Annotated in this window: 10 protein-coding genes; 8 read left to right on the forward strand and 2 right to left on the reverse strand. The window is 77.8% G+C overall.

Annotated elements, in window-relative coordinates:
* Positions 1-15 precede the first annotated feature (15 nt).
* From ACFVU7_RS21085 to ACFVU7_RS21110, 6 genes are all read left to right on the forward strand, one after another.
* Complete coding sequence (locus ACFVU7_RS21085; RefSeq protein WP_159028590.1) at positions 16-165, forward strand: hypothetical protein; 150 nt, start codon at positions 16-18, stop codon at positions 163-165.
* Positions 165-2,714 (forward strand): hypothetical protein, encoded by a 2,550-nt coding sequence (locus ACFVU7_RS21090; RefSeq protein WP_388046420.1) that lies wholly within the window; start codon positions 165-167, stop codon positions 2,712-2,714. The genes ACFVU7_RS21085 and ACFVU7_RS21090 overlap by 1 nt, the downstream gene beginning before the upstream one ends.
* Positions 2,715-2,767: 53 nt before the next feature.
* Positions 2,768-3,385 carry a hypothetical protein gene (locus ACFVU7_RS21095; protein WP_387826229.1) on the forward strand — a complete coding sequence of 206 codons (618 nt, stop codon included), beginning with the start codon at positions 2,768-2,770 and terminating at the stop codon, positions 3,383-3,385.
* A gap of 1,057 nt (positions 3,386-4,442) precedes the next feature.
* Positions 4,443-5,498, forward strand: a complete 1,056-nt coding sequence (locus ACFVU7_RS21100) for a hypothetical protein (RefSeq protein ID WP_388046422.1) — start codon at positions 4,443-4,445, stop codon at positions 5,496-5,498.
* 106 nt (positions 5,499-5,604) lie between these two features.
* Positions 5,605-8,934: a right-handed parallel beta-helix repeat-containing protein gene (locus ACFVU7_RS21105; RefSeq protein WP_388046424.1), complete on the forward strand. Its 3,330-nt coding sequence runs from the start codon at positions 5,605-5,607 to the stop codon at positions 8,932-8,934.
* The gene (locus ACFVU7_RS21110; RefSeq protein ID WP_388046426.1) at positions 8,931-9,329 is read left to right on the forward strand and encodes a hypothetical protein; all 399 of its coding nucleotides are present in this window, start codon (positions 8,931-8,933) and stop codon (positions 9,327-9,329) included. Before ACFVU7_RS21105 ends, ACFVU7_RS21110 begins: the two co-directional genes overlap by 4 nt.
* Before the next feature lie 258 nt (positions 9,330-9,587).
* On the opposite strand, the gene ACFVU7_RS21115 is transcribed toward ACFVU7_RS21110, so the two are convergent.
* The gene (locus ACFVU7_RS21115) at positions 9,588-10,547 is read right to left on the reverse strand and encodes a hypothetical protein (protein ID WP_388046428.1); all 960 of its coding nucleotides are present in this window, start codon (positions 10,545-10,547) and stop codon (positions 9,588-9,590) included.
* A 287-nt stretch (positions 10,548-10,834) separates the two neighbouring features.
* Between ACFVU7_RS21115 and ACFVU7_RS21120 the strand changes: the two genes are divergently transcribed.
* Complete coding sequence (locus ACFVU7_RS21120) at positions 10,835-11,206, forward strand: hypothetical protein (protein ID WP_388046430.1); 372 nt, start codon at positions 10,835-10,837, stop codon at positions 11,204-11,206.
* Positions 11,207-11,509: 303 nt separating this feature from the next.
* Complete coding sequence (locus tag ACFVU7_RS21125) at positions 11,510-12,148, forward strand: sigma-70 family RNA polymerase sigma factor (RefSeq protein WP_074004942.1); 639 nt, start codon at positions 11,510-11,512, stop codon at positions 12,146-12,148.
* A gap of 73 nt (positions 12,149-12,221) precedes the next feature.
* Here ACFVU7_RS21125 and ACFVU7_RS21130 read toward each other — a convergent pair whose 3' ends face one another.
* Entirely contained in the window at positions 12,222-15,050 is a 2,829-nt protein-coding gene (locus ACFVU7_RS21130; RefSeq protein ID WP_375873710.1) for a BTAD domain-containing putative transcriptional regulator, read from the reverse strand.
* Positions 15,051-15,058 lie beyond the last annotated feature (8 nt).

Here is a 15,058-nt window from a genome sequence, read left to right on the forward strand (position 1 = left end):
CCCGGGAGGAAGTGGATGCAGTCCCGACGCGACCAGGTGCGGGCGCACCCGGTCGTGCTGACGAGGCCGGTCCCGGATGTGTTGCGGGTGGAGCCCGAGGCACCGGACACCCCCACCCGGCGCACCACCCGGGGCGCCACGACGGGCCCGGCGGAGGAGGAGTGATGGGCGCTGTGGAGGCCCCGGAGGCGGTCGGCGCCTCGACGCTGCGGGCGCTCGGCGCGCACTACGTGATCGCACCGCCCGGCGCGGAGGCCGACGGACTGGCCGAGGCGCTGGCGCCCGTACGCGCCCAGCCGGGGGCGCTGCTGCTGCTCGCCGCCGCCGAGGACGCGGCGCCCGTCCTGCTCGCCTCGCTGGACGAACTCGCCCGGGCCGCGCGCGGGCGCGACGCCGACGTGCTGGTGCTGGCCGCCTCCGGACTGGCCGCGGTCGGCCCCGACGGCCGGCGGCCCGCCGAACTGCTCGCCCGGCGCAGCGGGTTGACCGTCGTCGCACCGGACACGGTGGTCAGCGTCGAGCCGGACGGCACCCTGCCGGCCGTGGACGGGACGTGGTGGCGCTGCCGGCCCGGCGGGGGAGCGGAGCCGCTCGGCGGCCGCTGGCCCGCCGACGCGACCATCACCCCGCTGGCCGGCGGGGCGTACTGGATCACCGACGCGGCGGTGGGACCGGTCCGCCCCGCCGTGCTGGACCGGGCCTTCGCACCGCGCGACCGGCTGCTGATGATCATCGGCGCGCCCGCCCGGTCACTGCCCAGCGGTGCCCAACTGGCCAGCGCGGCGACCCTGTTGAAGGAGCAGGCGCCCCATCGGGAGTACCTCGCACTGAGCGCGCCGTGGGCCGCGCCGCTCGAACTCATCGAGACGGCCGCCGTGCTGGCGGCCTCGCTCGGGCAGGAGGTGCGGGCGGCGATCGGCGTGCCGGTGGCCAGGTCGGGCCTGCCGGGGGCGCCCGGGTGCGGAGTGCGGCACGTCCACGTGGCGCCGGACGGGGGCGAGGGCTGGGAACCGTACCTCATCGAGTTGTCCGCCCGCCCGCGCGAACGCACCGTCACCGCCGTCGGCTGGCGCGTCGGGCCCGGCCCGGGTGTGGGCCCTGGGACGGAGCGCTTTCCGGCTCTCCCCGGCCCGGGCGCGGGGCCCGGTCCGGGCCGCTTCCCGGCCTTTCCCGGCCCGCCTCCGGTCCCCGGCGCGGGGCGTTTCCCGGTCTTCCCGGGCCCGGCTGTGGGGCCTGGGGCGGGGCGTTTCCCGGCTCTCCCCGGCCCGCCCGCGGCCCCTGGGGCGGGCCGTTTTCCGGCTCTCCCCGCGCCGCCTTCGGTGCTCGGGGCGGCGCGCTACCCGGCCTTTCCCGGCTGGGAGGTGGAGGCGGTGGCGGCCGGACTGTGGCTGCGCCCGGCCGCGACCCCGGAGCGGGGCCCCCGGCTGCGTCGGCCGGACCCGGCCCAGCCCGTGCTGGTCGTGGGCACGCCGGGCCGCCCGGTTCCGGACGCGGTCTGGGACCACCTCGGTACGGTGCTGGGCTCGCTCCCGGCCGGGCCGGTACGCCTCGCGCTCGTGGTGGCGGGGGTGTTGGACGTGGAGTCGGCCGCGGTGGGTCGGTTCTGCGCGCGGCAGTACGGGCTGGACTGGGTCGGCGAGGAGGCGGTCGAGGCCGCGGAGGGGCGGGTGGCCGTGCTCGGTTCCGAGCCGGTGACGGCTCCGGAGCCCGTCGCCACGGTGCCGACTTCGGAAGGGGCGTTGGCGGCGGAGGCTCCCGGGGAGGCCCATGAGGGAACAATATTGGCCCCTGAGGTCGTCGTGGAGGAGCCTGAGGAGTCGGTTGCCGAAGTCCCGCTAGCAGAGCCAGAGTTGCTGTCCGAGCCTGAGGTGGAGGAGTCGGTCGCCGAGGCCCCGGAAGTCGATCCCGAGCCCGAGCCCGAGGTGCCCGCTGCGACGCCCCCGGCCCCGGAACCGTCCCCGGAGCCGGAGCCGTCGGAGCCCGCCACCCCCGCCGGGGACGGCGAGGCCCTGGTCGCCCAACTCGGCTCCGCCTACGAGCCCTTGGCCCGACGGGCCGAGGACGTCGCCGCCCGGCTGCCCGCCCTGCGCGCCCAGGCGGAGGACGGCGACCAGGGGCCCGAGCTGGTCGCCCTCCTGCTGCACGCCGGCGACTCCGGCCCCCTGGCCCCGCGCGCCGAACTCCTCGAGGCGGCCCGCTCCGGCGAGCCCGGCCGCTACGGCCCGTACCTGCGCTGCCTGGCCGCCGGCCTGCGGCGGCTGCCCGGGTACTACGGCGGTGTGCTGGTCGCCGGTCCGGCGCAGGCCTGCGACCTCGCCGCGTACGCCCCGGGCACGGTGCTGACCGAGCGGGCCCCGGTGACCGCCCTGGCGGTGCCCGAGGCGGACCTGGGGGAGGACGTCGGGATCGAGTTCGCCATCTGGTCCGTCGGCGGCCGCCGCAGCTCGGCCTTCGGCGAGCCGGGCGACCCGCCCATGGTGGTCTTCGTCCCGGGCGCGGAGTTCGAGGTGGTCGAGGTCCAGCCGGCGGACCCGGAGGAGGGCCGCCCGGCCCGGGTCCTGCTCCACGAGATCGGCGGCGTCCGCCCGAGCCCCGAGCGGCTGCGCACCTGGCTCGCCCGCCGCGATGCCGTCGCCCCCGCCGACCGCGTCCGCCCCGCCGACCCCTCCCGCTACGCCCTCGCCCTGGGCGTCGGCTCCGGCCCCGCCGACTGACTGTCGGTGGGGCCGGATACGGTGCGTCCCGGAGCCGGACCACAGGAGGGGTCATGGAAGCAGGGGAAGCATCCGTCGCCGCGCTGAAAGCCGTCATGTCGCCGCACGACGGCGCCGACGAGCAGGTGGACTGGGCCGCGGTGGGCCAGGCCTGGGGCGTCCGGTTCCCCGCCGACTACGTGGCGTTCATGGCCACGTACGGGGCCGGTGGAATCGACGAGGCGTTCGGTGTCCTGGCCCCCGAGGCGAGCACGGAGCCGCCCGAGGGCCCGGGCTTCGGCAGCGCGGCCGGGGAGACCGCCATCCTGCGGAGCCTCTGGTCGACCGAGGGCGGGCCGGCCGGCGTCGAGGCCGGGCCGGACTCGGTGATCGCGTGGGGGGTGAGCTGCGGGGCGGACATCCTCGGCTGGCTCACGGTCGACGACGACCCCGACAGGTGGCCGGTCCTGGTGTGGGAGCGCCACGGGTCGCCGAACTGGCAGCTCTACGACTGCGGGATGGTTGAGTTCCTGCGCCGCCTGTTCACCGAGGGCTTCGACCGCTGTCCGCTCAGCGACGCCTCCCTCTGGGGCGATCCGTCCCCGCACTTCGTCCACTGGCGTGAGGAGCGGCGCCGCATCGAGGAGCGGTTGGACCCGTACACCGGAGAGCCGCTCTCTTGGTCCTTCTGAACCACCCGGTGAACCCCGCACGGGCGGCCGGCCGTCGGACGGAACACAGGGACGTGATCGGCGGGAGGGGCGCGGGGTGGGACCCGGCCGGTGGCGGGCGCGGAGCCGGTCCGGACGGTCGGGCCTGAGGCGCGCCGATTTCGGCTGAACCGGTTCGGCCGTGCGGGCCGTAGCTCCCCACAGGAGTGTCATCGAGCACAGGGGATGCATGGTGGGCGAGGAGCAGCGCGGCGGGCCGGAGCGGAGGCCGGGCGGCTTCCGGCTCCCGGCGGTGAACTGGGCGTTGGCGGCCGAGGCGGACCAGGGGAAGCCGCCGGAGGTGCCCGTGAGCGCGGAGACGGCGGCGCCGCCCGCGCAGCCGGGCGCCGGTGGCGGTACCGGCACTGGTGCCGGTGCCGGTGTCAGCGCCGGGGCCACGGGCGCTGCGACGGGCGGGGCGCGGACCGGTCCGAAGCCCGAGGTCGGGTCCAAGCCCGCGAGCCCTGCGCCGACGGTCCCGCCCGCGCGGCTGGGTGGCGGTCCCGAGGCCGGCGCCGGGTCGAAGCCCGCGAGCCCTGCGGCGCCGGTGCCGCCCGCGAGGTCGGGCGCCGAGGCCGGTGTCAGCGCTGGGTCCAAGCCCGCGAGCCCCGCGCCGACGGTGCGGCCCGCGCAGCCGGGCGCCGGCGCCAATGGCGGTGCCAGTATCGGTGTCAGTGCCGGGGGCACCGGCGCTGCGACGAACGGGGCACGGCCCGGGCCGAAGTCCGAGGCCGGGCCCAGGTCCGCGAGCGCCGAGACGGCGGTGCTGCCCGTGCAGCCGGGCGCCGGTGTCGGCGCCGGAGTCGGTGTCAGTTCCAGGGCCACGGGCGCCGCGACGAACGGGGCGCGAACCGGACCGAAGCCCGCGTCCGGGTCCAAGCCCACGGTCGGAGCCAGGCCCCCGGCCGGGACCGGTATCGGGCCGGCGCCCCTGCCGTCCCCCGCCAAGGGCCCGACGGCGCCCGTCGGCCCGGTGGCCCCCGCGGGGCCCGTGGGTCCGGGGGACCCTGGGCCGCGCACCGGCCGGGTCTCCCGTCCGATGATCGCCGCGGCCGTCGCCGTCGGCCTGGTGCTGGTCGGCACCTCCGTGATGGTGACCCAGCGCAGCGGCAGTGACCCGCACGGACCGGCCCAGGCCGACGCCCCGCCCGCCAACGTCCCCGGCTTCGACGAGCACGGTGGCACCGCCGGCGGCGTCGCGCCCGACGGGCAGTCGGGCTCGGCGGCACCGCAGCCGGACGGTTCGGCCGCACCGGCGTCGGGCGACCAGGCGGCCTCGGCCCCGAACGGCACCGGCGGCGGCGCTGGTGGCGGGGCCGGCGGTGGCGGGGGCGGTGCCGGTGCGGCCGCTCCTCCCGGCGTCGGGGCCAACCCCGCTGGGGGCGGCGCGAGTTCGGGCGGTGGGGGCGATCGCGCGCAGGGCGGTGCGGCCGCCGCCTCGGGTGGTTCGGGCGGCGGTGGCCCGGCCGCCGGTGGCACGGGCGGCGGCGGTGCGGCCAACCCGGCGCCGAACCAGCCGGCCCCCAACCAGCCGGCTCCGAACAAGCCGGCTCCGAACCCGTCGGCGCCCCAGCAGCCCGTACCCCCGGCGGCCAAGCCGCCCGCACCGGTCACCGTGATCGCCGGCCCGTACTGCTCGGGCGGCGGCCAGTACAAGACCAACGGCTGGTTCGACCAGGGCAGCAGCGGCTGGCGCAACAACTCCGGCGGCTACAGCGGCGACGGCTGCAACGGCACCTACGCCTCGATGCCGATGTCCGGCAACGCCAACAAGGACGACAACGGCAACTCGGTCGTCTGGACCTTCACCGTGGACAAGGTCACCAGCTGCACCCTGTCGGTCTACATCCCGGCCAGCGGCGACGTGAAGCAGGTCGGCGGCAACCCGAGCACCTACACGGTGCAGAGCGGTGGCGGCCAGGTGGGCTCGTTCACCATCAACCAGACGGCGAGCCGGGGCAGTTGGGTGAACAACGGGCCGTTCACCTACCGCGGCCCGATCTCCGTCACGCTGCACAGCCGCGGCGTGGACTGGGGCGGCTCCACCGGCGCCCACCACGCGGCCAGCGCCGTCCGCGCCACCTGCACGGCCTGACCCCGGCGCGCACCGGGGCCCGGACCCGCCGAGCCACCGAACCGCTGAGTCACCGAACCACCGAGCGACCGAACCACAACGCCCCACGACGAAGGGAACCCCAGGCATGTCGCGCCCGGTGCTGACGGTCTGCGCGGAGCAGCGGGAACCCGGCTCCTACCGGACGATCGGCGAGGCCCTCCGGGCGGCCGGCGGCGGCGCGGTGATCTCGGTCCGGCCCGGCCGGTACGACGAGAACCTGGTGCTCACCAAGGCCGTGAGCATCACCGCCGACGACGTCCGGGGGAGTGTGCGGATCAGCCCCCGGCGCGGTTCGGTGGTCCAGGTGCTCACCGAGGCCGTCCGGTTGACCGGTCTGGTGCTCCAGGGGCAGGACGACGAACTGCCCGCCGTCGACGTCCCGCGCGGCCGCCTCACCGTGCGGGACTGCGAGGTGATCGGCAACGCCTGGACCGCCGTGCTCACCCGCGGGCCGGGCGAACTCGCCATGTGCGGCAGCCGGGTCACCAACCCGGCCGGCGCCGGGCTGGTGGAGACCTCCACCGGCTCCAGCGTGATCGAGGACAGCGTCGTCGAGCACCTGGGCACCTCGGCCGTGGTCATCGGCGAGCGGGCCGACCCGACCGTCCGGCGCTGCGTGCTGCGCGACGCGCGCGGCAACGGCCTGTGCGCCAACGGCGAGGCGCGCGGCGTCGTCGAGGACTGCGAGATCTCCGGCACCGACAAGCCGGCCGTCGCCCTGGAGGAGCGGAGCAGCACGCGCCTGCTGCGCACGGCGATCCGGGACAGCGCGCTCGGCGTCTTCGTCGGCTCCGCCGCCCGGGTCGTGCTGGAGGACTGCACCGTCACCGCCGTGCGCGGCCACGGCTACGTCCTCACCGACGGCACCGACCCGCTGCTGCGCCGCTGCCGCGCCGTCCGCCCCCAGGGGTACGGTCTGCACATCGCGGGCCGGGCCCGGGGCACCCTGGAGGACTGCGAGGTCACCGCCCCCGCCGGGGTCGGCGTCCACGTCGGCGGGTCGGCCGGGCCCAGCCTGCTGCGGACGGTGGTGCGCGACGCCGGGACCGACGGCGTCGAACTCACCGGCGGGAGCGCCGCCGAGTTCGACCGCCTGGAGGTCCGCCGCGCGGCCGGCGTCGGCATCGTGGTGCGCGACGGCGCCGACCCGCTGCTGCGCCGCGGCACCGTCACCGCCGCCGGCCGCCACGGGATCGAGGTGCTGGGCGACGGGCGCGGCCGACTGGAGGACGTCACCGTCGTCGACGCCGGACGGCACGGGGTGCGGATCGCCGACGGCGCCCACACCCACCTCGGCGGCGGCCTGGTGCGCGGCAGCGGGTCCTGCGGGATCTCGGTCGGCGCCGGGGGCGTCGCCATCCTGCGCGACGTCGAGTGCACCGGCAACGCCCTCGACGGCGCGAGCGTCGAACGCGGCGGCGAACTGGCCGCCACCCGCGCCCGGTTGGGGAGCAACCGGCGGCACGGGCTGCACCTGCTGCCCGGCTCCCGGGCCACCCTGACCTCCTGCCGGCTCGGCGACAACACCGTGGACGGGCTGCGCTCCGAGTCCGCGGAGCCCGTCCGGCTCACCGACTGCACGGCCGCCGGGAACCAGGGCGCCGGGCTGTGGCAGACCGCGCCGACCGACCGCCTCGTGGTGGAGAACCTCGACAGCCGGGACAACCGCTCGCCGGACGCCCACGGCACGGCGGCCGCCACCACCGTCGCTGCGGACGCCGCCGGCGACGGTACGGAAGCCCCCGCGGAGGAGGCCGTCGGCCCGCAGGCCGTCCTCCGGGCCCTGGTCGGGCTGGAGGGCGTCAAGGAGCAGGTCGCCACCCTGGTCAACCTCGGCAAGCTGACCCGCCGCCGCGAGCAGGCCGGGCTGCCCGCCCTGCCGATGAGCCGGCACCTCGTCTTCGCCGGCCCGCCCGGCACCGGCAAGACCACCGTCGCCCGGCTCTACGGGGCGATCCTCGCCGAACTCGGCGTGCTGCGCAGCGGCCACCTGGTCGAGGTCGCCCGGGCCGACCTGGTCGCCCCGGTCGTCGGCGGGACGGCCCTGAAGACCACCGAGGTGGTCAGGGAGGCCCTCGGCGGGGTGCTGTTCGTCGACGAGGCCTACACCCTGTCGGCCGGCTCCGGCGCGGCCGGCCCGGACTTCGGCCGGGAGGCCGTCGACACTCTGGTGAAGCTGATGGAGGACCACCGCGACGACCTGGTGGTGATCGTCGCCGGGTACGAGGCCGGGATCCGCGGGTTCCTGGCCTCCAACCCCGGCCTGGCCTCCCGGTTCAGCCGCACCGTCGAGTTCCGGAACTACCGCGCCGACGAGCTCGCCACGATCGTCGAGCAGGCCGCCGGCGGACACGGCTACGAGCTCGCCGAGGGCACCCGGGAGGCGCTCGCCGCGCACTTCGACCGGATGCCCAAGGGCGCGGAGTTCGGCAACGGCCGGGCCGCCCGCAAGGTGTTCGAGGAGATGGTCGACCGGCAGGCCTCCCGGCTCGCCGAACTGGAGCACTTCGACAACGCGGCGCTCACCCGGCTGCTGCCCGCCGACGTCGGCGAGGAGTTCTCCCCGGCCGCCGCCGGCGAGGGGCGGGCCGGGGAGCCCGGCCTGCTCGACCGGCTGCGCGCCATGGTCGGCCTCGCCGCCGCCAAGGAGCAGGTCGAGGACCTGGTCAACCTGACCCGCCAGTCCCGGCGCCGGGTCGAGGCCGGGCTGCCCGCCGCCCCCCTCGGCCACCACCTGGTGTTCTCGGGCCCGCCCGGCACCGGCAAGACCACCGTCGCCCGGCTGTACGGCGAACTCCTCGCCGAACTCGGCGTGCTGCCCTCCGGCCGGCTGGTCGAGACCGCCCGCGCCGACCTGGTCGGCCGCTACCTCGGCCACACCGCCCACCTCACCCGGGACGCCTTCGAACGCGCCCGGGGCGGCGTGCTGTTCATCGACGAGGCGTACACCCTGACGCCCCGCGACGGCAGCGGCGGGGACTTCGGGCAGGAGGCGGTGGACACTCTGGTGAAGCTGATGGAGGACCACCGCGACGAGGTCGTGGTGATCGTGGCCGGCTACCGGGAGGAGATGCGCGGCTTCCTCGCCTCCAACCCCGGCCTGGCCTCCCGGTTCTCCCGGGAGGTCACCTTCGAGCACTACGCGGACGAGGAACTCGTCGCCATCGTCCGGGCGCGGGCCGAGACCGCCGGCTACACCTGCACCCCGGAGACCCTGGCCGCACTCGGCACCCTGTTCGGCGCCGTCCCACGCGACCGCTCCTTCGGCAACGGCCGGTTCGCCCGGCAGGTGCTCGAAGCGATGGTCACCCGGCAGGCGGGCCGGCTGTCCCGGGTCGACGTGGTGGACCTGGACGAACTCAGCCTGCTGCTGCCGCAGGACATCCCGGCCGATCGGTTCGGCACCTTCGCGTGACCACGCCGCCGCCCCGCCCCCGGGCGGCGGCCGACCCGGGCTCGGCCGCCGCCGTCGTCCTCGGCCACCGCCCGGACCTGACCGTCGACCAGCCGGCCGAAGACCGGGAAGCCGCCGCCTCCCGCGGCCCTGGCCATCAGTACGGCCACGGCACCGTCGGCCCCGTGGCCGCTGTCACCCCGGCGGTCGTCCTCACCATGCGCCCCGCCCCACCCGACAGCGGCGCCGGCATCGAGGCGGGCCTCCTCGCCCTCACCGTCCTCGCGGCCGTCGCCCTGGCGGCGGTGGCCGCCGCCTTGGCCCCGCGTGCCCGGGGCCGGCGCCTGAGCTGTGCGGAGGCGAGCCGACGGGGCGCCGCTTCCGAGCCGGTCGTCCGGCCGGGGCCGAGGGCCTGACGGGAGGAATCCGCTCGTCGTGGTGATCGGCGCCGTGGGACCATCGGGGCCCGTCGGGGACCGGATGCGCCCGGAGGGTGAGGGGCGGCACGGCACGGGAACGGAGGGCCCTGATGGCGGAGCGGCAGTCGCCGACGGCGAGAGAGCTGGTGCTCGGCTTCCTGTCCGCGCTCGACCGGGCGGAGGCGGCGTTGTGCGAGGCGGTGCCCCCGATGGAGCGCTTGGCGGACATCCTGGCGGCGGCACGCTCGGGGCGGATCAGCGGTGCTCGGCCATGCCGTCGCCGATGAGGGCGGCGAGTTCCAGGTAGTCGAGGCGGGCCCGGGAGCGGAGGGCGGCGGGGGCGGCCGGGAGGGTGAGGGCGGCGCGGCAGCGGGTGCGGAAGTGGGGGAGGAGGTCGCGGTCGGCGACCGGGCGGTCGGTGGGTGGGGCGGGAGTGAAGGCGGCGACCGCCCCGCGGGCCAGGCCGTGGTGGCCGAGGGCGGCGAGGTGGTCGAGGAGGGCGTCGGCGGTGCGGGCTCCGGTGGCGGAGGCCGGGGCGCAGAGGAGCAGCCGGTCGGCGTGTTCGACGGCGGCGAGCCGGACCTCGGCCGGGGCGCCGGTGGTGTCCGCGAGGATCACCGGGTAGTGGCCGTCGGCCTCGCCGAGGGCCTCCCGCAGGGCGGCCGGGTCCGGCCGTACGGACCGCAGCACCCGGCCGCCCGTGCGGCATTCGCTCCCGGCGGGCCCGGCGGTGGTGAGGACGAGCACCGGGTGGGCCCGGTGTTCCGCGAGCAGGGCGCCGAGGAGGGCGGTGGCCCCCTCGGCGGGGCCGCCCAGGACGGCGATCCGGTGGCGGGTCCGCAGCGGCGCCCGGACGCGGTCGAGCAGGCGCCGCCGCCGTGCCTCGCCGCCGCCGGGGAGGGCGAGCCGCAGGGTGCGCGGGCGGTCGGTGTCGAGGCGCGGTACGGGCGGTGCGGGTAGCGGTGCGGGGGCAGGCGGGCTCGGCGGCCGGAACGGGAGCGGCGCCGCCGAGGACGGTCCGACGGCCGGCTCCCGGGTGGACGGCCGCCGTTCGGCGGGCGGGATCAGGACGGTGCCGAGCGGGTCCAGCGGGCGCGGGGGCAGCCGGGGCAGTGGGGGCAGCAGGGCGACGGGCTCGGGCCAGACGGCCGGCGAGTAGTCGGGTGCGGCCTGGGCGGTGCCGCCCGCGCCCGCGGTGCCGTCGGAGTAAGCCATCGGACGACCTCCCGGTCCCTGGTGCGCCGGACGGGTGCCTCCGGTCCGGCCGACCGTACGGTCTACCCGTACAGCCGGGAGTACGGCTGAAGGCTACCCTCCGGTTCAGCTGAACCGCTGGTGGTGGAGGGCCCGTTGAGCGGAACAGGGCGCACGGCGCGCCCCCTGTCGCTTCGGGAGGCCCGTAACGAGAAAACCCTCCGCCCGACCGGCTACCGATCGGTACCGTCATCGGGTGGCACCCGGCGTCCGCCGAGTGTCACCGAGTCGGAAGGAGCGTGAGTCCCGTGAACGGGACGGGGGAGGGCCGCGGCATGGCCGCGGACGGGCCGGAGGCGCGGGAGTTCGTCGCGGCCCTGGTGCGGGCCGGGGCGCCGAGCGCGGCCGGGCCGGCCGGGCTGGCGGTGCCCGAGGCGGCGGCGGAGCGGGTGATCGCGGTCGCCCGGCGGCTGGCGCTGCGTGCGGCGCCGGAGGAGCGGCCGCGGCCGGAGTCGGGGCTGCTGGGCGTGGCGACGGCGCTGGTGGTGGACGAGCACCCGTCGGCACCGTGCTGGTCGGCGGCGGAGCGGCAGTTGTTGGCGGGCTGGGTCGCGGTGCTGATCGAGCACCGGGGCGAGGGCGGGGTGCGGGAGCTGCTCGGGGCGCTCGCCGAGGGCTGACACCGCGGCCCGGTACGGCGCTCGGCGGGGGGCCGGGCGCCGAACCGGGCGGTAGGGAAGAAGCCGCAGCTCACGGCCGCTAACGACCGGCCAACAGTCGTCGGCGCCCGCCAACGGTGGCACTCGGGGGCGGCCCGAGTGCCCCGGACGGGGGCGTTGGCGGATCCTTGGTGCGGACTTGGCGGGCTCCGGCAGTGTGCTGGTGCAGCCACCGCCGGGGATCTCCGGCGGTGCCCAGCACGCCCTGCCCGTGCTGCGTCCCCTGCCCGTGCTGCGCCCCCTGCCCGACCTGAGAGGTAGCGCGTGTCGAAGCCGTCCGTCGCCCAGCCCACGTCCGTCACCCCGCCGTCCGAGGGTCCGGCCGCCGCGCCGGAGGGCGCCACCGCCCCGGCCCGCCCGACCCTCGACCCCGACGTGCTCGCCGAGATCCACCGGCTGCACGGCGGCTACCTGCTGCGCGCGCTGCTGCGGGCCACCGGCGGGGACCGCGGCAAGGCCGAGGACATCCTCCAGGAGACCCTGCTGCGCGCCTGGCAGCACCCGGAGGCGCTGGCCGCCGGCGCGGAGGCGGCCCGGCCCTGGCTGTTCACGGTCGCCCGGCGGATCGCGATCGACCACTACCGGATGGCCGCCGCCCGCGCCAAGGAGGTGATCGGCGAGACGGTCGAGGACCGGCCGGTCGCCGACGACCCGTACGAGCAGGTGGTGGTGGCCCGGGACCTCGCGCTGGCGCTGCGCCGGGTGCAGAAGCACCACCGCGAGGTGCTGGTCGAACTCCACCTCAAGGACCGCTCGGTGCTGGAGGCCTCGGCCCGGCTGGGGGTGCCGCCGGGGACGGTCAAGTCCCGCAACTTCTACGCGATCCGGGCGCTGCGCCCGGTGCTGGCGACGGAGCACGGGTACGCCCCGACGGTGCGCGGGGCGGCCTCGGCGGCCGGCTGACGGGGCCGTCCGGCTCCGGATGGACAGGAGCACCGGCCGACCGGGGCACGGCCCCTCGCGCCGACCGCCCGGTTCAGTCGTCCGTCGCCCGCCGGCCGGTGCGGAGGTTGAGCGACTCCTCCAGGCTGGTGGTGAACTCGCTGCAGTGGCCCGCCTGCCGGTCGTGCGAGCGGAAGCGGTCCAGCGCCGTACGCAGCCGGCCGCGCACCTCCGGCTCCCGTCCCCGGGCCAACAGGTAGGCGGCGTAGGACTGTTCGGCCACCGCGTGCAGGTACAGCAGGCCGGCCTCCTCGCAGGCGGCGAGCAGCCGGTGCCAGGCGAGGTCGGCGGCGTCGTCGCGGACGGTCGGCGCGAGGGCCTGCGCCTCGGTCAGCAGTGACCAGAGGTGGACCTGGGTGACGGGCGTGGCCGGCAGCAGCTCGCGGGCCTCCCGGGACCGGCGCTGGGCGCCCTCCCGGTCCCCGGCGGCCAGGCTCACCCAGCCCTGGTGCACCTTGGCGTCGACCAGCCGGCGGCGGTCGCCGGACTCCAGGGCGAGCGCCGTGGCGGCGGCGGCCAGCCGCTCGGCCTCGGCGGCGTGGCCGAGCATCGCGGTGACCAGCGCCAGCGTGGCGAGCGCCCGGACGTGCGCGGACGCGGCGGCGGGCCCGGTGGCGGACTCGGCCGCGGCGACCGCCTTCCGGGCCGCCTCCGCGGACTCCTGCCGGCGTTCCAGCGCGACCAGGGCCTGCGCCCGGCAGTTGAGCAGCAGCGCGACCGCGACGGGGTCGCCGCACCGTTCGGCCGCGGCCTGCCCCAGCCGGGCGCTGGCGAGCCAGTCGGTGAAGCGGCTGGCGCCGTAGTAGAGCGAGCCGCAGGTCAGCGCGAGCCGCCAGGCCCGGGCCGGGTCGGTGTCGGGGGACGCGACCAGCGCGGAGACCGCCGGCTCCTCGGCGTCGAACCAGTCGAGCGCGGTGCGGATGTCGCCGACGGCCGGGAGGGCCTGCGCCGGACCGGCGGGCGGGGCGGTGTCCTCCTGGCCGGGGTCGAGGAAGGACCCGCAGTGCCCGAGGGCCGTGAGGTAGTGGTCGGCCAGGCGGTCGCGCAGCAGCCGCCGGTGCTGTTCGGGCCGTTCGGCGAGCAGCCCGGCGCCGTACAGCCGGACCAGGTCGGTACGGGCGTGGCGGCCGGGGGCGGTGCCGGTGAGCAGGTGGTGGGAGGCCAGCTCGCCGAGCACCCGGTGGGCGGTCGCGGTGTCGCTGCCGAGCAGGGCGGCGCCCGCCGGGGTGTCCACCTCGCGGCCGGGGTGGGCGGCCAGGGCGGTGAGCAGTTCGGCCGCGGGTCCGGAGAGCCGGCGGTGGGTCAGCCCGAGCCGGCCCGCGACGGAGAGCGTGCCGTCCGCGTCCAGGACGGCCAGCCTGGTCCGTTCGTCGGCGAGTTCGGCGACCAGCCCGGCGATCGTCCGGTCCGGCCGGTCGGCCAGGCGGGCGGCGGCGATCCGCAGGGCGAGCGGCAGGTGGTCGCAGAGCCCGGCGAGGCGGGCGGCGGCCTCCGGCTCGGCGCGCAGCCGCTCGGGCGTCAGGGCGCGCTCCAGCAGGTGCAGGGCGTCGTCCTCGGGCAGCGCGGCCAGGCGCAGCAGGGTGGCCCCCTCGACGGCGACCAGGCCCTCCAGCGAGCCCCGGCCGGTGACCACGGCGGTGCCGGCCGGGCCGGCGGGCAGCAGGTCGGCGACCTGGTCCGCGTCGGCGGCGTCGTCCAGCAGCACCAGCAGCCGCCGGCCCCGGGTGCGCTCGCGGTAGAGCGCGGCCCGGGCGGCGCGCCCCTCGGGGATGCCGTCCTCCGGTACGCCGAGCGCGCGCAGGAAGCCGGCCAGGACGGCCTCGGGCCGGGCGGGGCCGTCCGGGGCGAGGCCGTGCAGTTCGGCGTGGAGCAGTCCGTCCGGGAAGCGGTCGGCGGCCCGGTGCGCCCAGGTGGTGACCAGCGCGCTCTTGCCGACCCCGGCCGGGCCGACCACCAGCACCGGGCCGTCCCCGGCGCGGCCGGTCCCGCAGGCCAGGTCGAGGCGGGCCAGGTCGGTGGTGCGGCCGACGAAGTCCGGGTGGCGGCGGGGGAGTCGGCGCGGCACCGGCGCGGGCTGCGGGGCCGCTCCGGGGGCCGGCGCAGCGGCGGGCGGCGGCTCCGCCGTACGGTCGTCGGCCAGCACCTCGGCGAGCGCCGCGCGCAGCGCCGGGCCGGGGTTGATGCCCAGTTCGTCGTCCAGCCGGATCCGGGCCTGGTGGTAGGCGGTCAGCGCCTCCGCGGACCGGCCCGCCTGGTGCAGGCAGCGCATCAGCATGGCCACCAGCTCCTCGCGCAGCCCGTCCAGCCGCACCCCGTGCTTCAGCAGCGGCACGGCCGAGGCCCCGGCGCCCTGGCCCAGCCGCAGCCCGGCCCAGCAGAGCAGGGCGGCGGTGCGGGACTGCCTCAGCCGGTCCACCGCGGCGTCCCGCAGGGGGGTTTCGGGCAGGTCGGCCAGCGCCTCGCCGCGCCACAGCCGCAGCGCCTCCTCCAGCAGCGCGACCGCCGTGGCGCAGTCGCCGAGGCCGGCCTGCCCCTCGGCCTCGCCGGCGAGCTCCTCGAAGCGCAGCGCGTCCACGGCGTCGGCCGGCCCGGTCAGCAGGTAGCCGGAGTCCCGGGTGTGCAGCTCGAACGGGGTGTCGGCGAGCACCTTCCGCAGCGCGGCGACGTGCCCCTGCACGGCTGCCCGGGCGGTGGGCGGCGGCTGCTCGTCCCAGAGCAGCTCGCACAGCTGGTCCATGGTGACCACGAGCCCCAACCGCAGCGCCAGCATCGCCAGGACGGCCCGCCGCTGGGCACCCGCCACGCTCGCGAAGCCGTCCGCCCCGACCCGCAGCTCCACCGGCCCGAGCAGCCGAATCCGCACCGGTACCC

The sequence above is a fragment of the Kitasatospora sp. NPDC058046 genome (assembly GCF_042885595.1).
Taxonomy (GTDB): domain Bacteria; phylum Actinomycetota; class Actinomycetes; order Streptomycetales; family Streptomycetaceae; genus Kitasatospora.